22 protein-coding genes are annotated in these 24,549 nt (G+C 57.4%); 14 read left to right on the top strand and 8 right to left on the bottom strand.

Features of this window, described 5'->3' with window-relative positions; translation table 11 throughout:
- Window positions 1–68: 68 nt before the first annotated feature.
- Together nuoM and nuoN are read left to right on the top strand one after the other, a co-directional pair.
- On the top strand, window positions 69–1,598 hold the full coding sequence (gene nuoM, locus HV318_RS06730; protein ID WP_182272124.1) for an NADH-quinone oxidoreductase subunit M: 1,530 nt from the start codon (window positions 69–71) through the stop codon (window positions 1,596–1,598).
- Between the two features lie 7 nt (window positions 1,599–1,605).
- A complete protein-coding gene (gene nuoN, locus HV318_RS06725; protein ID WP_182272123.1) occupies window positions 1,606–3,063 on the top strand; it encodes an NADH-quinone oxidoreductase subunit NuoN in 1,458 nt (485 codons plus the stop codon).
- A 96-nt stretch (window positions 3,064–3,159) separates the two neighbouring features.
- Here the strand turns inward: nuoN and HV318_RS06720 are convergent, their stop codons facing one another.
- Window positions 3,160–4,164 (bottom strand): chemotaxis protein, encoded by a 1,005-nt coding sequence (locus tag HV318_RS06720; protein WP_182272122.1) that lies wholly within the window; start codon window positions 4,162–4,164, stop codon window positions 3,160–3,162.
- A gap of 64 nt (window positions 4,165–4,228) precedes the next feature.
- Window positions 4,229–5,146, bottom strand: coding sequence for a ribonuclease Z (gene rnz, locus HV318_RS06715; protein WP_182272121.1), 918 nt, complete (start codon window positions 5,144–5,146; stop codon window positions 4,229–4,231).
- Between the two features lie 71 nt (window positions 5,147–5,217).
- Here rnz and HV318_RS06710 point away from each other — a divergent pair, with 71 nt between their 5' ends.
- From HV318_RS06710 to menE, 8 genes are all read left to right on the top strand, one after another.
- Complete coding sequence (locus tag HV318_RS06710; RefSeq protein WP_182272120.1) at window positions 5,218–5,679, top strand: GNAT family N-acetyltransferase; 462 nt, start codon at window positions 5,218–5,220, stop codon at window positions 5,677–5,679.
- A 53-nt stretch (window positions 5,680–5,732) separates the two neighbouring features.
- On the top strand, window positions 5,733–6,038 hold the full coding sequence (elaB, locus tag HV318_RS06705; RefSeq protein ID WP_182272119.1) for a stress response protein ElaB: 306 nt from the start codon (window positions 5,733–5,735) through the stop codon (window positions 6,036–6,038).
- A 98-nt stretch (window positions 6,039–6,136) separates the two neighbouring features.
- Window positions 6,137–7,432, top strand: a complete 1,296-nt coding sequence (menF, locus tag HV318_RS06700; RefSeq protein ID WP_182272118.1) for an isochorismate synthase MenF — start codon at window positions 6,137–6,139, stop codon at window positions 7,430–7,432.
- Between the two features lie 88 nt (window positions 7,433–7,520).
- Window positions 7,521–9,191, top strand: a complete 1,671-nt coding sequence (gene menD, locus HV318_RS06695) for a 2-succinyl-5-enolpyruvyl-6-hydroxy-3-cyclohexene-1-carboxylic-acid synthase (protein ID WP_182272117.1) — start codon at window positions 7,521–7,523, stop codon at window positions 9,189–9,191.
- Complete coding sequence (gene menH / locus HV318_RS06690) at window positions 9,188–9,964, top strand: 2-succinyl-6-hydroxy-2,4-cyclohexadiene-1-carboxylate synthase (RefSeq protein ID WP_182272116.1); 777 nt, start codon at window positions 9,188–9,190, stop codon at window positions 9,962–9,964. Before menD ends, menH begins: the two co-directional genes overlap by 4 nt.
- Window positions 9,961–10,818 carry a 1,4-dihydroxy-2-naphthoyl-CoA synthase gene (menB, locus tag HV318_RS06685; RefSeq protein WP_014071092.1) on the top strand — a complete coding sequence of 286 codons (858 nt, stop codon included), beginning with the start codon at window positions 9,961–9,963 and terminating at the stop codon, window positions 10,816–10,818. Before menH ends, menB begins: the two co-directional genes overlap by 4 nt.
- A complete protein-coding gene (menC, locus tag HV318_RS06680) occupies window positions 10,818–11,783 on the top strand; it encodes an o-succinylbenzoate synthase (protein WP_182272115.1) in 966 nt (321 codons plus the stop codon). Before menB ends, menC begins: the two co-directional genes overlap by 1 nt.
- Window positions 11,780–13,141, top strand: coding sequence for an o-succinylbenzoate--CoA ligase (gene menE / locus HV318_RS06675; RefSeq protein ID WP_182274549.1), 1,362 nt, complete (start codon window positions 11,780–11,782; stop codon window positions 13,139–13,141). Before menC ends, menE begins: the two co-directional genes overlap by 4 nt.
- On the opposite strand, the gene HV318_RS06670 is transcribed toward menE, so the two are convergent.
- From HV318_RS06670 to HV318_RS06660, 3 genes are read right to left on the bottom strand one after another with little or no spacing between them, the layout of a single operon-like run.
- Complete coding sequence (locus tag HV318_RS06670) at window positions 13,126–14,655, bottom strand: tripartite tricarboxylate transporter permease (RefSeq protein ID WP_182272114.1); 1,530 nt, start codon at window positions 14,653–14,655, stop codon at window positions 13,126–13,128. The two genes, menE and HV318_RS06670, sit on opposite strands and share 16 nt — an antisense overlap.
- A gap of 11 nt (window positions 14,656–14,666) precedes the next feature.
- Window positions 14,667–15,098: a tripartite tricarboxylate transporter TctB family protein gene (locus HV318_RS06665; protein ID WP_182272113.1), complete on the bottom strand. Its 432-nt coding sequence runs from the start codon at window positions 15,096–15,098 to the stop codon at window positions 14,667–14,669.
- An 11-nt stretch (window positions 15,099–15,109) separates the two neighbouring features.
- On the bottom strand, window positions 15,110–16,090 hold the full coding sequence (locus HV318_RS06660; protein ID WP_182272112.1) for a Bug family tripartite tricarboxylate transporter substrate binding protein: 981 nt from the start codon (window positions 16,088–16,090) through the stop codon (window positions 15,110–15,112).
- 141 nt (window positions 16,091–16,231) lie between these two features.
- On the opposite strand from HV318_RS06660, the gene tctD reads away from it, so the two are divergent.
- The 4 genes from tctD (at window position 16,232) to HV318_RS06640 (ending at window position 20,270) form a co-directional block, all read left to right on the top strand.
- Window positions 16,232–16,906 carry a transcriptional regulator TctD gene (gene tctD, locus HV318_RS06655; RefSeq protein WP_182272111.1) on the top strand — a complete coding sequence of 225 codons (675 nt, stop codon included), beginning with the start codon at window positions 16,232–16,234 and terminating at the stop codon, window positions 16,904–16,906.
- Entirely contained in the window at window positions 16,893–18,302 is a 1,410-nt protein-coding gene (locus HV318_RS06650) for a sensor histidine kinase (protein WP_182272110.1), read from the top strand. Before tctD ends, HV318_RS06650 begins: the two co-directional genes overlap by 14 nt.
- 131 nt (window positions 18,303–18,433) lie before the next feature.
- Window positions 18,434–18,976, top strand: coding sequence for a YfaZ family outer membrane protein (locus HV318_RS06645; RefSeq protein ID WP_182272109.1), 543 nt, complete (start codon window positions 18,434–18,436; stop codon window positions 18,974–18,976).
- A 94-nt stretch (window positions 18,977–19,070) separates the two neighbouring features.
- The gene (locus tag HV318_RS06640) at window positions 19,071–20,270 is read left to right on the top strand and encodes a nicotinamide mononucleotide deamidase-related protein YfaY (protein ID WP_182272108.1); all 1,200 of its coding nucleotides are present in this window, start codon (window positions 19,071–19,073) and stop codon (window positions 20,268–20,270) included.
- A 34-nt stretch (window positions 20,271–20,304) separates the two neighbouring features.
- On the opposite strand, the gene glpC is transcribed toward HV318_RS06640, so the two are convergent.
- The 3 genes from glpC to glpA are packed head-to-tail and all read right to left on the bottom strand — an operon-like array spanning window position 20,305 to window position 24,327.
- Window positions 20,305–21,495: an anaerobic glycerol-3-phosphate dehydrogenase subunit GlpC gene (gene glpC, locus HV318_RS06635; RefSeq protein WP_182272107.1), complete on the bottom strand. Its 1,191-nt coding sequence runs from the start codon at window positions 21,493–21,495 to the stop codon at window positions 20,305–20,307.
- Window positions 21,492–22,709, bottom strand: coding sequence for a glycerol-3-phosphate dehydrogenase subunit GlpB (gene glpB, locus HV318_RS06630; protein WP_182272106.1), 1,218 nt, complete (start codon window positions 22,707–22,709; stop codon window positions 21,492–21,494). The genes glpC and glpB overlap by 4 nt, the downstream gene beginning before the upstream one ends.
- The gene (gene glpA, locus HV318_RS06625; RefSeq protein WP_182272105.1) at window positions 22,699–24,327 is read right to left on the bottom strand and encodes an anaerobic glycerol-3-phosphate dehydrogenase subunit A; all 1,629 of its coding nucleotides are present in this window, start codon (window positions 24,325–24,327) and stop codon (window positions 22,699–22,701) included. The genes glpB and glpA overlap by 11 nt, the downstream gene beginning before the upstream one ends.
- Window positions 24,328–24,549 lie beyond the last annotated feature (222 nt).

Below are 24,549 nucleotides of genomic sequence, written 5' to 3'. Positions count from 1 at the left end.
TGAATTTTATTCGAATTCGTTGAAAATCAGGCCCCTGCTGGGGGCCTTAAAAAGGAATGTAAATCGCCATGTTACTACCCTGGCTAATATTAATTCCCTTCATCGGCGGCTTCCTGTGCTGGCAGACTGAACGCTTTGGCGTGAAGATGCCGCGCTGGATCGCGCTGATCACTATGGGATTGACGCTCGCGCTTGGTCTGCAACTGTGGTTGCAGGGTGGCTACTCTCTGACTCAGTCTGCGGGTATTCCGCAGTGGCAGTCTGAATTCGTTCTGCCGTGGATCCCACGTTTCGGCATTACGATTCACCTGGCCATTGACGGTCTGTCACTGCTGATGGTGGTGCTGACCGGTCTGCTCGGCGTTCTGGCGGTACTGTGCTCCTGGCGAGAAATCGAAAAATACCAGGGCTTCTTCCACCTGAACCTGATGTGGATCCTGGGCGGCGTTATCGGCGTGTTCCTTGCCATCGACATGTTCCTGTTCTTCTTCTTCTGGGAGATGATGCTGGTGCCGATGTACTTCCTGATCGCGCTGTGGGGCCACAAGGCATCTGACGGTAAAACGCGTATCACGGCGGCAACCAAGTTCTTCATCTATACCCAGGCGAGCGGTCTGGTGATGCTGATTGCGATCCTGGCGCTGGTATTTGTTCATCACAACGCCACCGGCGTCTGGACCTTCAACTATGAAGATCTGCTGAAGACTCCGATGTCTCACGGTGTTGAATACCTGCTGATGCTGGGCTTCTTCATCGCTTTCGCGGTGAAAATGCCGGTGGTTCCACTGCACGGCTGGCTGCCAGATGCGCACTCCCAGGCACCAACGGCGGGTTCCGTTGACCTGGCGGGCATTTTGCTGAAAACCGCTGCCTACGGTCTGCTGCGTTTCGCTCTGCCGCTGTTCCCGAACGCTTCCGCTGAGTTCGCTCCGATTGCCATGTGGCTGGGTGTGATTGGTATCTTCTACGGTGCCTGGATGGCGTTTACGCAGTACGACATCAAACGCCTTATCGCGTACACCTCCGTTTCCCACATGGGCTTCGTGCTGATTGCTATCTACACCGGCAGCCAGCTGGCGTACCAGGGCGCGGTTATCCAGATGATTGCGCACGGTCTGTCTGCAGCCGGTCTCTTCATCCTGAGCGGTCAGCTGTACGAACGTCTGCACACCCGTGACATGCGTATGATGGGTGGCCTGTGGGGCAAAATGAAATGGCTGCCAGCGATGTCTATGTTCTTCGCGGTTGCCACTCTGGGTATGCCTGGCACCGGTAACTTCGTTGGCGAATTCATGATTCTGTTCGGCAGCTTCAAGGTTGTTCCGGCAATTACCGTGATCTCCACGTTTGGTCTGGTGTTCGCTTCCGTTTACTCGCTGGCGATGCTGCACCGTGCTTACTTCGGTAAAGCGAAGAGCGAAATTGCTGCACAAGAACTGCCGGGGATGTCGCTGCGTGAGCTGTTCATCATCCTGCTGCTGGTCGTACTGCTGGTGCTGTTGGGCTTCTTCCCGCAGCCGATTCTGGATACCTCGCATTCCGCGATGAGCAATATCCAGCAGTGGTTTGTTAATTCTGTTTCTACTACAAGGCAGTAATTCGCTCATGACTTTAACTCCACAACAACTGATCGCGCTGCTACCGCTGCTGATCGTCGGATTGACGGTGGTGGTTGTGATGCTCTCCATTGCGTGGCGACGCAATCACTTCCTGAATGCGACCCTGTCCGTTCTGGGCCTGAACGCTGCGTTGGTTTCTCTCTGGTTTGTTGGCCAGGCAGGGGCGATGGATGTCACCCCGCTGATGCGTGTTGACGGTTATGCCATGCTGTACACCGGTCTGGTGCTGCTGGCGAGCCTGGCAACCTGTACCTTCGCGTACCCGTGGCTCGAAGGCTACAACGACAACAAAGAAGAGTTTTACCTGCTGGTACTGATTGCCGCACTGGGCGGCATTCTGCTGGCGAATGCGAACCACCTGGCTGCGCTGTTCCTCGGTATTGAGCTTATCTCTCTGCCGCTGTTCGGCCTGATTGGTTACGCCTTCCGTCAGAAGCGTTCTCTGGAAGCGAGTATCAAGTACACGATCCTGTCTGCGGCTGCATCGTCCTTCCTGCTGTTCGGTATTGCGCTGCTGTATGCACAGTCCGGTAACCTCTCCTTCGTGGCGCTCGGTAAGAGCCTCGGCGACGGCATGCTGCACGAGCCGCTGCTGCTGGCGGGTCTGGGCATGATGATTGTCGGTCTCGGCTTTAAACTGTCTCTGGTTCCGTTCCACCTGTGGACGCCAGACGTATACCAGGGTGCTCCGGCTCCGGTTTCCACCTTCCTGGCGACGGCGAGCAAAATCGCTATCTTCGGCGTGGTGATGCGTCTGTTCCTGTACGCTCCGGTGGGTGATAGCGAAGCGGTTCGCGTAGTGCTGGGCATTATCGCATTTGCTTCCATCATCTTCGGTAACCTGATGGCGCTGAGCCAGACCAACATCAAACGTCTGCTGGGCTACTCCTCTATCTCTCACCTGGGCTACCTGCTGGTGGCGTTGATTGCGCTGCAGAGCGGTGAGATGTCGATGGAAACCGTTGGTGTGTATCTGGCCGGTTATCTGTTCAGCAGCCTCGGCGCGTTCGGCGTAGTGAGCCTGATGTCCAGCCCGTACCGTGGTCCGGATGCGGATTCACTGTTCTCCTACCGTGGTCTGTTCTGGCACCGTCCGATTCTGTCCGCGGTAATGACCGTGATGATGCTCTCTCTGGCGGGTATCCCGATGACGCTGGGCTTTATCGGTAAGTTCTACGTGCTGGCTGTTGGTGTGCAGGCGCACCTGTGGTGGCTGACCGCTGCGGTGGTTATTGGCTCCGCGATTGGTCTGTACTACTACCTGCGCGTTGCCGTGAGCCTGTACCTGAGCGCGCCTCAGCAGCTCAACCGCGATGCACCAACCAACTGGCAGTACAGCGCCGGGGGTATTGTGGTGCTGATCTCCGCGCTGCTGGTGCTGATCTTCGGTATCTACCCGCAGCCGCTGATCACCATCGTGCAACACGCGATGCCGCTGATGTAAGGCGAAAGCAAAAAACCCGCCTCGGCGGGTTTTTTTATGCTTTTCGCCCTCTCCCTGTGGGAGAGGGCCGGGGGGAGGGCACCAGCCCGCACGAACTTAAGCCAGCTGCTTCCTGCTAATCAGCGGCCCGTCAATCTTCTTCATCGAACGGTCCAGCACTTCCTCAATCACCGATGACAGCTCGTTCAGCTCAAACTTCGCTACGTAACCGTCGGCCTTCACCTTACGAATATGGTCTTCGTTGGCGTTGCCAGACAGAGAAGAGTGGATCACCACCGGAATATCTTTCAGTACCGGGTCAGTTTTGATTTTGCGCGTCAGCGTAAAACCGTCCATCTCCGGCATTTCGAGGTCGGTCAGTACCAGGGCGATTTTATCGGTGATTGGCACACCTTCTGCCTGAGCCTGTGCCGCCAGGACACCGATTTTTTCCCACGCGTCTTTACCGGTGATATGCAGTTGCGCCGGGATTTCCATCGCTTCCAGACCTTTTTCCAGCATCGAGCGCGCCACTTTGGAATCTTCCGCGACAATCGCGACAGCACCTGGCTTAATGTTGAATTTGGTGGTCTTCAGATTGGTGGCGTGCAGATCGTGATTGGCCGGCGTGATGTCATACAGGATCTGCTCAACGTCCAGCACCATTGCCAGATCGTTGGTATCAGTCTTTTCGTCCAGGCAGGCAATACTGGTGATGTAACGTCCGCTGACGGCGGTTTCTGCGGCGTGAACCTGCTTCCAGTCCAGACGCATAATATTTTCGACAGACTCCACGGCAAACGCCTGTACGCTGCGGGCATATTCCGTGATCAGCAGAATGTTCAGTCCGGTTGTTGGCTTGCAACCGGCGACAGCGGCCAGGTCAATTACCGGGATCACCTGATCGCGAATATTGACCATCCCCATCAGCGGTGACTTCATACCAGCGGGTTTTGTGAACTCCGGCATTGGCACAATTTCTCGCAGCTTAAAGACGTTAATGCCAAACAGTTCGGATTTGTTTTCGTTCAGAGAGGTGCCGAGGCGAAACAGCAACAGTTCAAAACGGTTCGACAGGGTGAGATTCGCCCTGTCATCAATATCTTTCTGGAAATTATCCATTCTACCCTCAAGTGAAATGCTGGCCTTTTAATCGTTATCGGCATCCTGAGGAAAAAATGAAGGACTAAACGCTGACCTGAGCGAAATCTTCGGCCAGCTCACATTCTGAGAACAGCTCCCGGCATTCCGCCAGCAGGCTTTCACAGCCCCGGGCGTCATAGCGCGAGCTGACATGGGTGATGATCAATTTCCCGACGTCCGCTTCACGGGCAAGCTGTGCGGCCTGACGCGTTGAGCTATGACCGCGACCGTTAGCTTTCTCTTCCATCGCCGTTTCCAGCGTGGCTTCATGCACCATCACATCCACTCCCCGGGCCAGATGGAGGGCGGATGGGCAAGGTGCTGTGTCGCCGAAAATCGCCAGTTTCTTACCCGGCTGTGGCGCGGAAAGGTAATCCCGCCCGTTTACCCTTCGTCCGTCTTCCAGCGTGACGGTATCGCCCAGCTTCAGACGCTGGAACAGCGGTCCGGGCTTAACGCCATCGGCCATGAGCGCGGCAGCGTTAAGCGTGCCTGGTTTGTCATATTCCTCTATGCGGTAGCCGTAGCACTCCACCGGGTGGTTAAGCGGCTGGACAGCGATTTTATAAAACCCATCGTCATAGACCCAGCCTTCGGCAATCTCAACCACTTCCAGCGGATAATCTGTCCACGAACCGCTCAGGCGCAGCGTGGTGTCAACAAATTCACGAATACCCGCAGGCCCGTAAATGGTCAGGGGGTTGGGGTTCCCGGCCATCGAGCGGCTGCACAGCAGGCCAGGCAGGCCGAACAGGTGATCGCCATGCAGATGGGTTATAAAGATTTTATCCAGCTTACCCGGGTGGTAAGTGGTGCGTAACAGCTGATGCTGTGTTCCTTCGCCGCAGTCAAATAGCCACAACCCGCCACGGGTTGGGTGCTGCAAATCCAGCAGGATCGCGGTCACATTCCGTGAGCGGGTTGGCACGCCAGCAGACGTACCCAGAAAAATCAGTTCCATAACGCAATCAGCCCTTTGCCGAATGGGGAGGGGTCTAGTATAACGTGAGGAAACCCAGGAAGGAGACAGACATGATCCAGTGGCAAGATTTACACCATAGTGAACTGACTATTCATTCCCTTTATGCGCTGCTCAAACTGCGTTGCGAAGTGTTTGTTGTCGAGCAAACCTGTCCGTACCAGGACATCGATGGTGATGACCTGCTCGGGGAAAACCGCCATATCCTCGGCTGGCGGGATAACGAACTGGTCGCGTATGCGAGGATCCTGAAAAGTGAGGACGATTTTGAGCCTGTTGTCATTGGCCGCGTCATCATCAGCGGCCGCGCACGGGGTGAAAAACTGGGTTATCAGCTGATGGAGAAAACCCTGGATGCCTGCCAAAAACAGTGGCCGGACAAGGCGTTATATCTGGGGGCGCAGGCGCACCTACAGCCCTTCTATGGTCACTTCGGGTTTACTCCTGTGACGGACGTGTATGACGAAGATGGCATTCCACACATCGGAATGGCGCGGGAGATGAAGCAGGCGTAATGATGTGTGGTTGGCTATAGTTAGCGGACTGGTGTACTAACATGGAGAAAAATATGTCATTTCAATCCTGGGATACCCGTATCGATGACGACCTCGCCTTGCTGAGCGAAACCCTGGAAGAGGTGTTGCGTTCGTCGGGCGATCCGGCCGACCAGAAGTATATCGAGCTAAAAGAGCGCGCCGAAAAGGCACTGCATGAGGTGAAATCACGCGTCAGCCAGGCGTCCGATACCTATTACTACCGTGCAAAACGTGCGGTTTACCGTACCGATGACTATGTACATGAAAACCCCTGGCATAGTATTGGCGTTGGTGCAGCCGTTGGGCTGGTGCTTGGGTTGCTTTTAGCTCGCCGCTAATGTGTTGATGCAAACCGTTAACCGCTCCCTATACATGGGTACTGCTATTTATGGTCAGTACCCCGTATAATATGAGGTTTTAACAGGGAGAGGTTCGCGTGCATTCGATTTCCATCGCGCTGGAACGTCTGCGCAGTCAGCTTGCGCATGCGTTACCTGCTACAGCGGGTTTATGCCATTTCGACGTCTCTTTCCCGTTAAACGACGCGTTTGACCCTCTGGCCTGGTTAGGCGTTCAGTCCTGTTACCCTCAGTTTTACTGGCAGCAGCGTAACGGTGATGAGGAACTGGCCGCACTCGGTGCCGTCACCCATTTTTCATCCCTGGCCTCTGCTTCGCGGTTTTTACACACGCACAATGCGGCACATGACACCCGAATCTGCGGCCTTAACGCCTTTAACCCGGAGCAGGGCAGTCTGTTTTTACCGCGTCTGCTCTGGCGGCGTTTTGCCGGGGTTGCCACCTTACGCCTTCAGCTGTGGAGCGACAGCTCGCTCCAGGACGATGCCCGCGCCGCGCTGGACTTTTTACAACAGCTCCGTGATGCCAGACCGATTCGCCCGCTGTCGGTTCAGGTTATGCAGGAAACGCATCAGCCGCAAAAATCAGAATGGTTACGTCTTATCCGCCAGGCAACAGAGACCATCGCCCGCGGCGATTTTGAAAAGGTGGTGCTCGCCAGGGCAACCGATTTGCAGTTCAATCAGCCGGTTAACGCTGTCGCATTGATGGCGGCGAGTCGCGCCCTGAATTTAAACTGCTACCATTTCTGCATGGTATTCGATGCCGGTAACGCTTTTCTCGGCTCCACGCCCGAACGACTGTGGCGGCGTCGCGGTACGTTATTGCGTACCGAGGCTCTGGCGGGAACAGTGAGCAGCCATAGCGATGATAAACAGGCGCAGCGTCTGGGCGAATGGCTGATGAAAGACGACAAAAATCAGCGTGAAAATATGCTGGTCGTGGAGGATATCTGCGAGCGATTACAACACCATACCCATACGCTGGAGGTGTTGCCAGCTCAGGTTGTGCGGCTGCGTAAGGTGCAGCATTTGCGTCGCTGCATCTGGACTGAGCTAAAACATGCGGATGATGAACAATGTCTGCATGTTCTGCAGCCAACGGCCGCCGTCGCCGGGCTGCCGCGCCAGGCGGCGCGTGAGTTTATTCATCGCGTTGAACCTTTCGATCGCGAGTGGTACGCCGGATCTGCCGGGTATTTATCGCCCGATCAAAGTGAGTTCTGCGTGGCATTACGCTCTGCGCGCGTCCACGATGCAGCGCTGCGGCTCTACGCCGGGGCGGGAATTGTCAGCGGGTCTGACCCGGAACAAGAGTGGCAGGAGATAGAAAACAAAGCCGCTGGGCTGCGTTCTCTGCTCCTTAGGGATTAATACTGATTCGTGCATTCCCGATTCATATCAAAATTCCAAATTTTTCTATTATTTATACTGTGTCGCATTCTTGATACCGGACAATCTCATGTCAGTAAGTTCTTTTAACCGACGCTGGGCGACGGTGATCCTTGAAGCCCTGACTCGCCGTGGCGTCAGGCACGTGTGTATTGCACCGGGCTCTCGCTCCACACCGCTGACGCTGGCGGCGGCTGAAAACCGGGCATTTATTCACCACACCCATTTTGATGAACGCGGCCTGGGCCATCTGGCGTTAGGCCTGGCGAAAGTCAGTAAAGAACCGGTGGCGGTGATTGTCACTTCCGGCACGGCGGTTGCGAACCTCTATCCGGCAATCATTGAAGCCGGGTTAACCGGTGAAAAACTGATCGTACTGACGGCTGACCGCCCACCAGAGCTTATCGACTGTGGTGCCAATCAGGCCATTCGTCAGCCGGGCATCTTTGCCTCGCACCCCTCACAGACGGTGTCGTTACCTCGCCCGACTCAGGACATTCCGGCACGCTGGCTGGTGTCGACGCTCGATCACGCAATGGAGACATTGCGCAGTGGTGCACTGCATATCAACTGTCCGTTTGCCGAGCCGCTGTACGGCGAAATGGACGACACAGGTCTTGACTGGCAGCACGCCCTCGGTGACTGGTGGCACGACGAAAAACCGTGGCTGCGCGAACAGACGCATCTGGAAAGTGCAAAACAACGCGACTGGTTCTTCTGGCGACAAAAGCGCGGCGTGATTATTGCCGGGCGTATGAGTGCTGCAGAAGGCAAGCTGGTTGCGGAATGGGCGCAAACCCTCGGCTGGCCACTGATTGGCGACGTCCTTTCCCAGACGGGTCAACCTCTGCCCTGCGCCGACCTCTGGTTGGGTAACATAAAAGCGGTGACAGAGCTTTCACAGGCACAGATTGTGGTTCAACTGGGGGCGAGTCTGACCGGTAAGCGGTTACTCCAGTGGCAGGCGGCCTGCGAGCCGGAGGAGTACTGGCTGGTCGATCCGCTGGAAGGGCGGCTCGATCCGGCGCACCACCGCGGTCGCCGTCTGGTCAGCGAGATTGACGCCTGGCTTGCCCTGCATCCGGCTGAAAAACGCAAACCCTGGGCGGTTGACGTCCCGGAACTTTCACGTCAGGCGTGGGAGCTCACCAAAGCGCAGTGCGAAGGTTTTGGTGAAGCAGAGCTGGCGCACCGAATTCGTCAGTATCTGCCAGAGCAAGGGCAGCTGTTTGTCGGCAATAGTCTGGTGGTGCGTCTGATTGATGCGTTCTCGAAGCTGCCTGCGGGTTATCCGGTTTACAGCAACCGTGGTGCCAGCGGCATTGACGGGCTGATCTCTACGGCGGCAGGTGTGCAGCGCGCCAGTGCGAAATCGACGCTGGCTGTCGTGGGCGATCTCTCCGCGCTGTATGACCTTAATGCGCTGGCGTTGCTGCGTCAGGTCTCGGCACCGTTTGTGCTGATAGTGGTCAACAACAATGGTGGGCAGATTTTCTCCCTGTTGCCAACGCCGCAGAGCGAACGTGAGCGCTTCTACCTGATGCCGCAGAACGTGCAGTTCGAACATGCTGCAGCGATGTTCAGCCTGAAATACCATCGCCCGGAAAACTGGGAAGCGCTGGATGCTGCACTGAGCACTGCCTGGCGACAGCCGGGGGCAACACTCATTGAGCTGGTGGTGAACGATTCAGACGGCGCACAACGGTTGCAAACCCTGCTGGCACAGGTAAGCCATCTGTGATCCTCTCTGGAGTGCAACAGCCCGGAAAGCCAGGCTACCCCTGGCTGGTCTTTTTGCACGGTTTTTCCGGGGATTGTCGTGAATGGCAGACAGTCGGGGAGACGCTCAGCGATTATCCCCGGTTATACCTCGATCTGCCTGGACACGGTGGCTCTGCCGGTATTGCTGTGACGGGGTTCGACGCGATGAGCAATGTACTCACCCGAACCCTGCTTAGTTACAACATACTTAACTACTGGCTGGTGGGGTACTCCCTCGGTGGCCGCATTGCGATGTTCCATGCCTGTCAGCAGCCAGCTGGGCTGTGCGGGGTGGTGGTGGAAGGCGGACATCCAGGCCTGCAGGATGCCGATGCGCGACGTATGCGGCTCGGCTCCGATCGGCACTGGGCAACGCGTTTTCGCACTGAAGCGCTGGGTAACGTCTTCACCGACTGGTATCAACAGCCCGTGTTTGCTTCCCTGACGGACATGCAGCGCAGGGCGCTTGTTACCCTGCGCAGCCAGAACAGCGGCACGATGCTGGCGATGATGCTTGAGGCTACCTCACTGGCCGTGCAGCCAGATTTACGTGCGGCGCTGAGCACGCGCGATTTCCCTTTTTACTATTTATATGGTGAACGTGATGAAAAGTTCGCGGCCATTGCTGCGGAACTGAACGCCATGCGCCATGTGATCCCTCATGCCGGACACAACGCCCACCGGGAAAATCCGGGGGCAGTTGCCGCGAGTCTGGCTCAGATACTGCGTCTTCGAATAAAGGACACTCTATGATCTATCCTGATGAACAAATGCTGTATGCACCGGTTGAATGGCAAGACTGCTCTGAAGGCTACACCGACATTCGTTACCATAAATCCGCGGACGGCATTGCCAAAATCACCATCAACCGTCCGCAGGTGCGTAACGCGTTTCGCCCGTTGACCGTAAAAGAGATGATTCAGGCGCTGGCAGATGCGCGCTACGACGACAACATTGGCGTGATCGTTCTGACCGGTGAAGGTGACAAAGCGTTCTGCTCCGGTGGCGATCAGAAAGTACGCGGCGACTACGGCGGATATCAGGATGACGCGGGTACGCATCACCTGAACGTGCTCGATTTCCAGCGCCAGATCCGCACCTGTCCAAAACCAGTTGTGGCGATGGTGGCTGGCTACTCCATTGGTGGCGGCCATGTGCTGCATATGATGTGTGACCTGACCATTGCCGCAGAAAACGCTATCTTCGGCCAGACCGGCCCGAAAGTGGGTTCCTTCGACGGCGGTTGGGGTGCCTCTTATATGGCGCGCATTGTCGGGCAGAAAAAAGCCCGTGAAATCTGGTTCCTGTGCCGTCAGTACAACGCCCAGGAAGCGCTGGACATGGGCCTGGTTAACACCGTGGTACCGATTGCCGACCTCGAAAAAGAGACCGTGCGCTGGTGTCGTGAGATGCTGCAAAACAGCCCAATGGCATTGCGTTGCCTGAAGGCCGCCCTGAACGCCGACTGCGATGGTCAGGCGGGTCTGCAGGAGCTGGCGGGTAATGCCACCATGCTGTTCTACATGACCGAAGAGGGTCAGGAAGGACGAAACGCGTTTAACGAAAAACGCCAGCCGGACTTCAGCAAATACAAACGGAACCCGTAATGCGTCGCGCGCAGGTTTACCGCTGGCAGATACCGATGGACGCGGGCGTGGTGCTGCGTGAACGGCGGTTAAAAACCCGTGACGGTGTGTTTATCCACCTGCAGCAGGATGGGCAGGAAGGGTGGGGGGAGATCTCGCCCCTGCCGGGCTTTAGCCTGGAGACACTGGAGGAGGCTCAGGCCGAACTGATGGCGTGGGCGAGCGAATGGCGCGAAGGGGCTAACCCAGCGCTGCCAGATGTGCCTTCTGTAGCTTTTGGCATCAGCTGCGCACTGGCGGAGCTTGACGGTAGTTTGCCTGAAAAGGCGAATTACCGTGCCGCACCACTCTGTACCGGCGATCCGGATGAGCTGTTCGCGCTGCTTTCCGCCATGCCAGGTGAGAAAGTGGCGAAAATCAAAGTCGGCCTCTACGAGGCGGTGCGTGACGGCATGGTGGCGAACCTGCTGCTGGAAGCGATCCCTGACCTGCACCTGCGTCTGGATGCCAACCGCGCCTGGACGCCGCTCAAGGCGCAGCAGTTCGCCAAATACGTCAACCCTGCATACCGCAACCGTATTGCGTTTCTGGAAGAACCGTGCAAAACCCGTGAGGACTCCCGCGCTTTTGCCCGTGAAACGGGTATTGCTATCGCCTGGGATGAAAGTCTGCGTGAGACTGATTTCGAGTTCGTCGCTGAACCGGGCGTCAGTGCGGTGGTCATTAAACCGACGCTGACCGGCAGTCTGGCGAAAGTGCGTGAGCAGGTGGCTGCAGCCCATGCGTTAGGGTTGACGGCGGTGATCAGTTCGTCCATCGAATCCAGCCTTGGGCTGACACAGCTGGCGCGCATTGCCGCCTGGCTGACGCCAGATACCCTTCCTGGCCTGGACACGCTGAACCTGATGCAAACCCAGCTTATCCGCCAGTGGCCGGACAGTACGCTGCCGTGTCCCGGCGTTGAGGCGCTGGAGCCGCTGTGGTGAGTTTTACCGACTGGCCGTGGCGGCACTGGCGCGCACAATGCCCAGGGAAACCGGCGCTGCGCCTGGACGAAGAGACGCTCACCTGGCAACAGCTGGGCGATCGCGTGGATGGCCTTGCAGCAGGTTTTCACCATCAGGGTGTGCAGGAAGGTGATGGTGTCATGCTGCTCGCCCACAACCACCCGCAGACGTTGCTCGCGTGGCTGGCACTGCTCCAGTGTGGGGCGCGTATTCTTCCGGTTAACCCGCAGCTGCCGCGTCCGTTGCTGGACGTGTTGCTGCCGCAGATGACGCTGCGCTTTGCGCTGGTGCTGGACGGCATCTACGAAGGGCTTACTGCGTTGCAGATGGCCGCACAGCCAGGCGAATATGTCGCGTCGTGGCAGCCGGAGCGGTTGGCCTCCATGACGCTGACGTCCGGCTCTACCGGGTTGCCTAAGGCGGCGGTGCATACCTGTGCAGCACACCTTGCCAGTGCCAAAGGTGTTCTGGCGCTGATGCCTTACCGTGATAACGATGACTGGCTGCTGTCACTGCCGCTTTTTCATGTCTCCGGTCAGGGCATTTTATGGCGCTGGCTGCAGGCTGGTGCGCGGTTAACCGTACGCGAAAAACAACCCCTGGAGCAGGCGCTGCAGGGGTGTACTCACGCCTCGCTGGTGCCGACGCAGCTCTGGCGTCTGCTCAATGCGAACCAGCGTATCGCGCTGAAAGCTGTGCTGCTTGGCGGCGCTGCGATCCCCGTTGAACTCACGCAAAAGGCCCGCGAGCAGGGCATTCGTACTTTCTGTGGCTACGGTCTGACGGAGTTTGCTTCCACCGTGTGTGCCAAAGAGGCAGACGGTGAGCCGGATGTCGGCTGTGCGCTACCGGGCAGAAATGTGCAGGTAGTGGAAGGGGAAATCTGGCTTAATGCGCAAAGCATGGCTGCAGGCTACTGGCGGGATGGGGCGTTGCTTCCGCTGACGAATGTGCAGGGCTGGTTTGCCACCCGCGATCGCGGTGAACTGCGCGATGGCCGCCTGACGATCCTCGGGCGTATGGATAATCTCTTTTTCAGCGGTGGGGAGGGGATCCAGCCAGAAACGCTTGAGCGTGTCATTGCCACCCATCCGCAGATAAACCAGGTGTTCATCGTCCCGCTGGACGACGCTGAATTCGGCCAGCGCCCTGTTGCGGTGGTGGAGTGTGAACCGGGAACGGACATTACGCTGTTTCCTGACTGGGTTCGGGATAAGCTGGCGCGTTTTCAGCAGCCGGTGCGCTGGCTGGCACTACCGGCCGGGCTAAAAAATGGCGGGATTAAAATATCCCGCCAGGCGTTAACACAGTGGGTGAATGATCAGTCGAAGGGGTAATCACCCCCTTCCGGCTGCGGTTTGCGCTGGCGTCTGCGCAACAGGCGCAACACCGGCGGCACCACAATCACCATTATCGCCATCGCCAGCAGCACTTTCGCCACGCTACTGTCCCACAGAATCGACAGGTTGCCGTTGCTGATGGAGAGGGCGCGGCGCAGGTTTTGTTCCAGCATTTCCCCCAGCACAAAACCTAAAATCAGCGGTGACATCGGGAAGTGCATCTTGCGCAGGATGTAGCCCAGCACGCCAAGAAGCACCATCAGCACCAGATCGAATGTGGTGCTGTGTACCGCATATACCCCGACGGCAGAAACGGCTGCGATGGCGGGAACCAGGAACCACAGCGGAATGGTCAACATGCGGGTGAACAGGCCAATCAGCGGGATGTTCATCACCAGCAACATCACGTTGGCGATCAGCAACGCAGCAATCAGACCCCAGACAATATCCGGCTGTTCAGTAAACATCGCCGGGCCGGGGGTGATGTTATAGAGCGTCAGTGCGCCCATCATCACCGCTGTGGTACCAGAGCCCGGTACACCAAGCGTCAACATCGGAATAAATGAACCGCAGGCCGAGGCATTATTGGCCGCTTCCGGGGCGGCGACGCCACGAATATCCCCTTTGCCGAAGCTGTCGCTATTGCCGCTGAGCTTTTTCTCGGTCATGTAGGTGATGGCGCTGGCAATGGTGGCTCCGGCACCGGGTAAAATACCAACGAAGAAGCCAATGACTGACGAGCGCAGCGTCGTGGCAATGCACTGCGCTCCCTCTCTGGCATTAAAAAGCATCCGCCCGGTTTTACGTACCAGCGTTTGCCCGCTGCTGGTATGCTCCAGCATCAGTAAGATTTCCGAGACCGAGAACAAACCAATCACGACAACGATAAACTGCACGCCATCGGACAGGTGAACGCTGTCGAAGGTAAAACGATAAACCCCGGTGTTGGCATCCACTCCGACGGTGGCTAGCCCTAAGCCAATCAGTGCAGATAAAAACGATTTCAGCGGGTTTTGCGCCATCATGCTGCCGAGACAGGCAATAGCGAACACCATCAGTGCAAAATATTCTGCAGGGCCAAACGCCAGTGACCACTGGGCCAGCGCAGGGGCGAACAGAATGATGCCGCCAATGGCAATAAGCGACCCGAAGAACGAGCTGACGGCAGAAATAGAGAGCGCCACGCCGCCGCGTCCCTGTTGCGCCATCGGGTAACCGTCCAGCGCGGTCATAATGGCCGCCGCATCGCCTGGCACGTTCAGCAGGATCGACGAGATGCGGCCACCGTATTCGCAGCCGATGTAGACCGTTGCCAGCAGGATCAGTGCGGATTCCGCAGGCAGGTGCAGGGCAAACGCCAGCGGCAGCAGGATCGCGACGCCGTTAATTGGCCCCAGGCCAGGCAACAGGCCCACAATCGTTCCGACAAAGCAGCCGATCAGGGCAATCACCAGGTTTTCCGGGGTCATCGCCACAGCGAACCCCTGAGAGAGATAAATCCAGGTATCCATAGCGAGCTCCGTTAGTTAAACCATGCCCCAAGGGGTAACGTCACGTCCAGCAGGCGGTCGAAGGCGTACCACAGTAAAATGCCCAGCATCGCCCCCGAAATTCCCGCCGCAGGCAGCGTGGCGTTAAACAACATGCCGATCACCATCGTCAGAATGGCGGTGGCAATCGGGAAGCCGAGCCACTCAAACCCCCACGCGTACATCAGCAGCACAACCACCATGACCAGCAGGCGTTGCAGAGTACGGCGTGGCGGCCAGTCCACGGTATCAGGATGGCGCAGTAACAGGGCCACCGAGCAGAGCAGCATCAGGCCGACAATGCCCATCGGAAAGGGGCGTGGCCCCACGGGTTCATAGCTGTATTCGCTGTGGATTTGCCAGGCAACGAATAACCCGCCAGTGCAGAGCAGCAGCCATATCCCGGCAAAAATACGATCGCTCATAGCGCCTCCGGTTATTTCGCCAGACCAAAGGCTTTCGCCTGCTCGCGGTAGTCATTCACCTGCTTTTTGACATACTCATCCAGCTGTTTGCCGTTCAGGTTGAACTCAAACAGCCCGCGCAAATCGCGCTGTTTTTTGAACTCCTCGGTTTGCTGGAGCTTGTTAAACTCGTCCACCCACCGCTGGTATTCAGCGTCGGTGACGTTTGGCCCGACAAAGAAGCCACGGATAATCGGCCAGACCAGGTCATAGCCCTGCTCTTTTGCGGTAGGGACGTTTGCCAGCTGGCCGGGCAGACGGTTGTCGGAGAAGACCGCCAGCACGCGAATTTTATCTCCGCTCAGGTAAGGCACCATTTCACTGAGATCGCCGGATACCGCCTGCACGTGGTTGCCCATCAGCGCCGTGACCGGTTCACCGCCGCCTTCAAATGCGACGTAGCGCATCTTGTGTGGGTCGACCTTTGCCTGTTGCGCCAGCAGTGCCGCTTTCATCCAGTCCTGGCTGCCAATAGACGCCCCTGCGCCAATCACCACGCTGTTGGGATCTTTTTCCATCGCGGTCAGCAAGTCTTTCAGCGATTTCCACGGGGAGTCTGCCCGCACGGCAATCATGCCGTAATCCGTGCCGACGGTAGACAGCCAGCGCACGTCATCGACGCCATAGCGGCCAAATTTACCCTGCGACAGGTTCAGCAGTGAGCCACCGGAAAAGGCAACCACAGTGCCCGCTTCAGCCGGGCGTTGTGCCACGATGGCGTTATAGGCCACTGCACCCACGCCGCCAGGCATATACGTTACGCGCATCGGCTTTTTGATAGCGCCAGTCTCCAGCAGGCTAACCTGGATGAGTTTGCAGGTGAGATCGAAACCGCCGCCGGGTTTGGCCGGAGCGATACACTCGGTACGGGACGGCGCATCCTGCGCCTGGACGACAGAGGCACTCATCATGAATACGCTTGCAGCAAAGGCCGAAAGTAATTGTTTTTTCATCGTTTATCCTCACGCAGGATGACGGGTACGGGTGTTTTTTCTGATTATGTGAACCGCCTTGTGGCGATTCCGTTGCGTGATTGTTAAAACATTAACCTTTCATTTCCCTTTCAATGCGACACGAACTTTACAGGATGTGATATGCGTCTCTTACTGGCAGAAGATAATCACGAGCTGGCTCACTGGCTGGAGAAGGCGCTGGTACAGGGAGGCTTTGCCGTGGACTGTGTGAGCGACGGGCGTGCGGCTGACCATCTCCTGCAGGGGGAACGCTATGCGGTGGCTATCCTCGATATCGGGATGCCCGGTTTTGACGGTCTGGAGGTGGTGCAACGTCTGCGAAAGCGCGGACAAACGCTGCCGGTGCTGTTCCTGACCGCTCGTAGCAACGTGGCGGACAGGGTGAAAGGACTCAATGCCGGGGCGGATGACTATTTGCCGAAACCTTTCGAACTGGAGGAGCTTGACGCGCGCCTGCGTGCGCTGCTGCGCAGAAGTGAAGGCCGAACCCTGGAGCGCCAGCGTCTGGGAGAGCTGGAGTACGATGACGACGGTTTCTTTCTGCTGCGCGATGAGCCGCTCTCGCTGACGCCGCGCGAGCTCTCTTTACTAAAAGTATTAATGTACCGCCGAACACGGCCCGTCTCCCGCCAACAGCTTTTTGATCAGGTGTTCAGCCTGAACGACGACGTGAGCCCGGAGAGTATTGATCTCTATATTCATCGCTTGCGTAAAAAACTGAGCGGCAGCGGGGTACGGATAATCACGCTGAGAGGGCTGGGTTACGTTCTGGAGTGTGGCGATGAAGTGGGTTAAACCGCAGTCTCTTTACCTGCAATTGCTGCTCTTTCTGGGGTTGCCACTGCTGTTGCTGTGGGGACTCTCGGCCTTTAACAGCTACGTCAGCGCACTACAGGCGGCTACTCAGGCTTATGATCGAACGCTGTTATCCTCTGCCCGCACGGTATCAGAGCGGCTGGTGGTGCATAACGGCAGGCTGGAGGTCAACGTTCCCTGGGTGGTGCTCGACAGTTTTGAACTCAATATGAATGACCGGCTTTACTACAAAGTGGTCGACCCTGACGGGCGGGTGATCTCCGGTTATGACGATTTGCCGAAGATGCCGCCCGCAACATCACGCACGACGCTTTATCCGGCGCTGGCATGGTTTTATCACACGGAGTATCGCGGGCAGGCCATCCGCGTCGCCCGGCTGCTTCAGCCTGTCAATGAGGGCAATATCATGGGGATGGCAGAGATCTACATCGCCGAAACGCTCCAGTCCCGTCGCTATCTTGCCAGCCAGTTGCTCTTTTCGTCCTGGGTCACTCAGGGTCTGTTGGTGCTCCTGACGCTCGTCCTTACCGCGTGGCTGTTGCGTCGCGTACTGCGTCCGATGCGTCAGCTTTCAACATTGATGGTACGGCGTGAACCTGGTCTGCTTGCGCCACTGCCGGAGCTGTTGCCCTGGTCAGAAACGCGTCTGCTGATTGTCGCGTTTAACCGTTATATCGACAGACTGCGCGGGGTGCTTTCACGGCAGGAACGCTTTAACGCCGATGCCTCTCATCAGCTCAAAACTCCACTGGCGGTGCTCAAAACGCAGGTTTCGGTTGCCCTGACGCGTGACGATCCGGCGTTGTGGCAGGAGAGTTTGCGGGCGATGAACGTTACGCTGGATAACACCATTCTGCTGACTGAGCGTTTGCTTCAGCTCTCTGCGGTGAAGTGTAAAGAGCAGGGGGAGCGCCAGTTTGCGCCTGTCGATCTGGTTCAGGTGGTACAGCATTGTTGCTTCTCCAGGCTGGCGCAGGCGCGGAGTAAGGCAATTGATCTCGGGTATGAGGGTGTTCAACAGCCGGTCATGATAGATGGCGATGAGGTGCTACTGGGGGAGCTTTGTGCCAACCTGCTGGAGAATGCCATCAAATACACCCCGGTACAGGGGATTGTGACGGTTTACCTGCGTGCAGATAACGGAGCGGTGGAACTGCGCGTGGAAGACAGTGGCCCGGGGATTGATGAACATCTGATGCACCAGGCGATGCAGCCATTTCACCGGCTGGACAACGTCGGAGAGGTGGCCGGGTCGGGGATTGGGCTGGCGTTGGCCGGTGATATTGCCCGGCTGCACAGGAGCCACCTTCAGCTTACGCGCAGTGAAACCCTGGGGGGACTGAGTGTGAAAATGCGGTTTTTACTGCTGATGTAAAAACCGGAAAGTATCATATCGTTACAATCTAATTGTCTGACGCACGCAGAGTACATTGATCCCGGGCTGACTCAGGTTAAAATCTCGCGGTTTTTGGGACATCTCTAAATAATTTGTGTGGGATCACGACAATGAAAAAAGTGGCATTACTGGGCCTCAGCGGCCTGATGTTTGTTTCTGCGGCGGCTAACGCCATTAGCATCAACGGCTCGGCTGGTCAGGATTACACCCACCTGGGCTTTGGCATGGGCACAGAAACCTCCGGTCTGGCGATGAGCGGCGGCTGGACGCATAACGATGACGACGGCGATGCAGCCAGCCTCGGTCTCGGTCTGAACATTCCTCTTGGCCCATTCCTGGCAACCGTGGGCGGTAAAGGCGTTTACACCAATCCGAATGACGGCGACGAAGGTTACGCGGCGGCAGTCGGTGGCGGCCTGCAGTGGAAAATCGGCGACAGCTTCGGTCTGTTTGGCGAGTATTACTATTCTCCGGATTCACTCTCCAGCGGCATTGAAAGCTATGAAGAAGCCAACGCCGGTGCGCGCTGGACTATCATGCGTCCAATCACCATTGAAGCAGGCTACCGCTATCTGAACCTGGCGGGTAAAGACGGTAACCGTGACAATGCGCTGGCAGATGGCCCGTATGTGGGTGTGAGCGCAGGTTTCTAACCACTCCGGCGCGGCGTTCTGTCGCGCCAGTTTCTCTCTTCTTCCCGCAATCAATTGCGCTATAGTGTTTTGACCATAGAAGTGGGAGAACACAATGATAAACGTGGAAATGTTATCCACCGGCGACGAAGTGCTGCATGGGCAAATTATTGATACTAATGCCGCCTGGCTTGCCGATTTATTCTTTGAGCAGGGATTACCGTTAACGCGTCGCAACACGGTGGGCGACAATCTTGATTCGCTGGTGAATATTCTGCGCGAACGCAGTGAGCACGCTGACGTGCTGATTGTGAACGGCGGACTTGGCCCCACCAGCGACGATCTCAGCGCGCTGGCTGCCGCGACGGCCAAAGGCGAAGAGCTGGTGCTGCATGAAGCGTGGCTGGCGCAGATGGCGCGTTTCTTTTCGGAGCGTGGGCGCGTCATGGCCCCCAGCAACCGCAAACAGGCTGAAATTCCGGCCAGTGCGGAACTTATCGACAACCCCGTCGGTACCGCCTGCGGTTTTGCCGTTAAGCTGAATCGCTGTCTGATGTTCTTCACGCCGGGCGTGCCGTCTGAATTTAAAGTGATGGTCGAGCAGCAAATTCTGCCGCGTCTGCGCGAACGTTTTACCCTGCCGGAGCCACCGCTGTGCCTGCGTCTGACCACCTTTGGCCGCTCTGAAAGCGATCTGGCCCAAAGTCTTGACCACCTGCCGCTGCCGCCGGACGTATCGATGGGGTATCGCTCCTCCATGCCAATCATCGAGCTGAAGCTGACAGGCCCGGCAACGCAGAAGGCCGCTATGCTGGCGCTATGGCCAGAGGTGCAACGCGTGGCGGGTGAGAGTCTGATCTTTGAAGGGACGGAAGGGTTGCCTGCACAGATTGCCCGCCATCTGCAATCCCGCCAGCTGAGCGTGACCTTAAGTGAGCAGTTCACCGCAGGGCTGTTGGCGCTGCAGCTTTCGCGTGCCAGTGCGCCGTTGCTGGCCAGCGAAGTTGTACCGTTCCAGCAAGAGACGCTGGCACAGACGGCTCGCTGGGCGTCTGAGCGCAGGGTGAACCATTTCGCCGGGCTGGCGCTGGCCGTGGGCGGTGTCGATGATGAGCACCTTAATTTCGCCCTGGCGACGCCGGAAGGCACGCATGCACTGCGGGTGAAAATGGGGATCACCCGCCACAGTCTGGTGGTGCGTCAGGAGGTATGTGCCATGATGGCGCTGAACATGCTGCGCCGTTGGCTGAACGGCAAAGAGGTCGCCAGCGATCACGGCTGGATTAACATCGTTGAGTCATTGTTTGTCGAATAAGCGGTGTTGCCGGGGCATATTCCCCCGGCACCACTTAGCCCAGCGCTTTTGCCAGTAGGGTGATAGGGTGTTCGCAGCGCTTGCTGGTGGACATTTCTATCTGCCACTTGCAGGTTTCACAGTCTGTCACCACCAGGTCGGCTCCACTCTCTTCAATCTGGTGGAACAAGGGTGCGCCAATGGCCTGAGAGGTTTCGTAGTTTTCACGCTTAAAGCCGTAGGTTCCTGCAATTCCGCAACAGCGCGAATCCAGCACCGTCAGTTCAAGCCCCGGGATCATCCTCAGCAGCTCCAGCGTATAGAGCGCCCAGCCCATCTTTTCCATATGACACGGTGTGTGATACACCACTTTCAGCGGTAATTTCCTGAGCGGTAACGTTTGTCCGCTGTCCAGTTTGCGCCACAGGAAGCGTGTCGCCAGCTCAATGTGTTCCCGCAGGCCGCTGTTATCCACATCCAGCAGATGTGGGTACTCATCGCGTAGCGTGAAGGTACAGGTTGAGGAGGTCGCCAGTACCGGAATACCTTTGTCGACAATCGCCTCACGCAGGGATGTGACGTTGCTTTTGGCCTGTTTGCGTGCCTTGTCGGTAAAACCGTTGGCAATCAGCGGAACACCGCAGCACTTCTCCTTGTTAAGCAACTGCACGCCTGTTCCCATTGCGTTCAGCACTTTCAGCAGGTCTTTACCCAGCTGCGGATGGTTGTAGTTCACGTAGCAGCCGTGGAAGAAGGCAACCTGATCGGTAAACTGCGCCTGTTCTGTCGCCACGGACTTGTACCAGCGACGGAAGGTACCGTGAGAATATTTTGGCAGGCTGCGGTGATGGTCTATCTTAAGCGTCGCATCAAGCAACTGGCGCACCGGTTTCAGCGATGTGGCGGCATTCACCAATGGGGCGAAAGGTGTCGACACCGTGCCCATCAGGTCGGTATGGCTAAGAATGGCATCGCGCAGCGTCGGTTTTTGGCTGCTATAACGCGCGCGGGCGCGCTGGATGATATCGCCGATTTTGACATCCGACGGGCACGCAACTTCACAGCGTTTGCAGTTGATGCAGTATTTCAGCGCTTCATCATACAGCGCGCCGTCCTTCAGGCGCAGACGTTCCCCGTCCGGTCCGGCCTGTTTCGGGCCAGGATAATTCGGGTTCACGCCGCTGACCGGACAGACCGTCGTACAGACCGTGCATTTAATGCAGCTTTCAAAGCGGGTATCGTTCATTGTTCCGCCTCCACGCGTTGGCAGATTTGTCCGGCAACATAGAGTGCCGTCACGGCGCAGACACCGCCGCCACAGCCCTGAGTGATGGGATCGTAACCCCCCAGAATCGAGCCGATGGCATAGAGATTATTGATGGGGGTACCTGCGAGCTGCGGATGCAGATGTTCATCGACGATGACCCCAAACTGTTGCCAGGGCTGTGGGGCAAAGAAATCACTCTGATACCAGTCTGCACGGGAGGGGCTTTGCCGCACATCCAGTCCCAGAATGGCCTCCCGGATGCCCTCGCGGCTGCTCAGTAACCCGTTACTGAAGAAGCTGCCGCTGGCCAGCACTGCAAATCGTGTGCGAAGGGGGATATCACCGTGGTTGCGCGTCCAGATTTCGCTCACCGCATCCTCCGTGAGGGTGATTTTTTTCACTTCGTCACCCGCCATCCACACGCCGCCCTGAGCAATAAACTGGCGCTGAAGCTGATTATGCAGGCGAATGCCGGGTACGGAAGGGGGAAGCGTTGGCAGTAAGCCGAGAGTGCAGGGCAGGCGATCCGACAGCCAGCGCCAGAGGCGGTTATCCGTCAGACCAAAGCAGGCAGGCATAAACAGCGCGTCACATTTTTCACCGAGCGGCCTGAGCGCGTCATACAGCAGTGGCCATTTGTCCTCATTATCCAGCAGCCGGGCGATATTCACCGCCCGAAACTCGCTTGGGTTGTCGCGCAGGACATCAAGCTCAGGAAGGTCTATCTCCGCTGTCTCTGCATTAACGCCTTGTTGGCAGAGCGATGCCGCCGCGAGATGGGGCTGGAAATCAAGAAAACCGCTGATCCCAACCACCAGCACGCGCGCTGCGCTGACGGGCGCGACGGGAACCTCTTCCGGACTGAGCCAGGCGGATCGCAGGGTACCAAGCGGTGTGACGCGCTGATGATTTTGCCGGGCATTGCCCTGTAACCGCGCGCCACACTCCGCCAGAAGCCGTTCCGCTTCATGGGCGAAGTGGGGAATATTGTGCATGCCAGTCAGGCTATAGGGATGTTCTGGCGGCAGCGTGTCGTGGTATGCGGCGTCCAGCAGATCCAGAGAGCCAGACGAGAAATGCAGGGCGCTCTGACCCCGGGTGATAATGGCGCAGCGCAGCCCCTGTTTCGTGAGCCTGATGCCACAGAGTAAACCCGCCAGTCCGCCGCCGACGATCGTGGTATCAAATTTCATCGTGTTGTTCCTTCTCAAGACCGCAAAGTCCCTGATAGACCCAGCGGGTAAACTCGCTTTCGCGCAGGGCATCACCCCAGGCGACAGGCTGAATACCTTTCCAGCGCTCGTTTAAAAAATCGCTGAGTTGTGCAAGCGACTGGGTGGCGGTGGTGACGTGAAAACGTTGCAGCAGCCCGGCGGCGCGGCAGGCACACAGTTCGCCCTGACAGGTCCCCATTCCGACGCGCGTGCGGCGACGTAAATCGAGCAGATTATTGACAGTCAGGTTCTCCACGGCATATTGCACTTCACCGGCGGTAACGGCTTCACACTCGCACACCAGGCTGCGGCTAAGACGCCCTTCACCCAGCCACTGCGGCGTTCTGTCGCCGTGGCGATAGATGGCCGAGCCGCGCAGGGGGGCGGGCAGAGAGATGATCTTTTGCAACGTGGTTTCGGTCGTCTGGCGCGAACCGGGCAACGGTTGCTCCGCCGTTACGCAGAGCCCGGTGTTGCCAAGTTTGCGGCAGACGGCATCGGTGGCCCATTGCGCCATCAGGCGATAGGTCATCAGCTTGCCGCCCGTAATGGTGATAAAACCGTCCATGCCATCACGTTGTGCGTGATCGAGCAGCACGATACCGCGGCTGACGTTGCGTCCGCTTGGGTCGTTATCGCTGGCCACCAGCGGGCGCACGCCCGCGTAAGCGCGAAGAATGCGGGTCTGGGCCATCACGGGAGCCAGTTTTTCCCCTTCACGAAGCAGAATGTCAACCTCTTCAGCCGTTACCCGGTTGTCGTCGATCTCGCTGTAGTCGACGTGAGTTGAGGTGGTGCCGATGAGCGAAATGGTGTCGCCGGGCACCAGAATATCGGCGTCGGAGGGTTTACGGCAGCGGTTGATCACATGGTTATTAATACGGTGATCGAGGATCAGCAGTGAACCCTTGGCCGGGAACATGCGGATGGACAGTTCCGCGTATTCTGCAATGTGCTGCCCCCAGATCCCCGCGGCATTGACGACCACGCTGGCATACAACTCGCTGTGTTCCTGATATTGCGTGTCGAAAACGCGTACACCACGGACGGTATTTCCCTGGCGGATCAGTCCCGTTACCTGGTGTCCGGTCAGAATACGCGCCCCGTGCTCGCGGGCATCCAGCATATTGGCGGCGGTCAGGCGAAAGGGATCAACGGTACCGTCAGGGACTTTAACTGCACCGGTCAGCATCGGGTTAACGGAAGGCTCGATACGACGCGCGAGGGCAGGGTCGATAGCTTCAGCCTGAATACCCGCCGCGCGGCACGCGGTTATAAACGTCGACTGAAATGCCAGGTCGTCTTCGGGAAGCGTGATGAACAGACCGTCGGTCGGCTCGATGCAGTGGCGGGCGATGCGTCGGAGGATTTGGTTTTCGGCAATGCACTCGCGTGCGGATTCGCCATCGGTGACGGCATAGCGTGCGCCGCTGTGCAGCAGGCCATGATTGCGTCCGGTTGCACCCGTCGCAATATCATGACGTTCCAGAAGCGTAACGCTTAACCCGCGCAGTGCGCAATCACGCGCGATCCCGGCACCGGTCGCACCACCACCAATGATAATCACATCGCTGTAGCGAGGATCGTGAATTGTCATTGTCTTCCCTCGTGTTCGTTTTTTTACCATTTAGCCACATCAAAACTGTGGTTTGTTTGATTTCGAACATAATCGAGCGCAATTCGAAAGTGAAACGTGATTTCATGCGCTTTTTTGCGCGTATTGTCATATTTCTGTAACAATCTGTGCGTTGATTCACAGTAACAATCACTGTGATTTCTTAACATCGCCGCCTCTCTGGAGTCGTGGGGCAGTTAAACC

Source organism: Enterobacter sp. RHBSTW-00901 (assembly GCF_014103115.1).
In the GTDB taxonomy this organism is placed as follows: Bacteria; Pseudomonadota; Gammaproteobacteria; order Enterobacterales; family Enterobacteriaceae; genus Enterobacter; species Enterobacter cloacae_P.
Note: the sequence above shows the minus strand (reverse complement) of the source record. Positions and strands in the feature narration are given on the sequence as shown.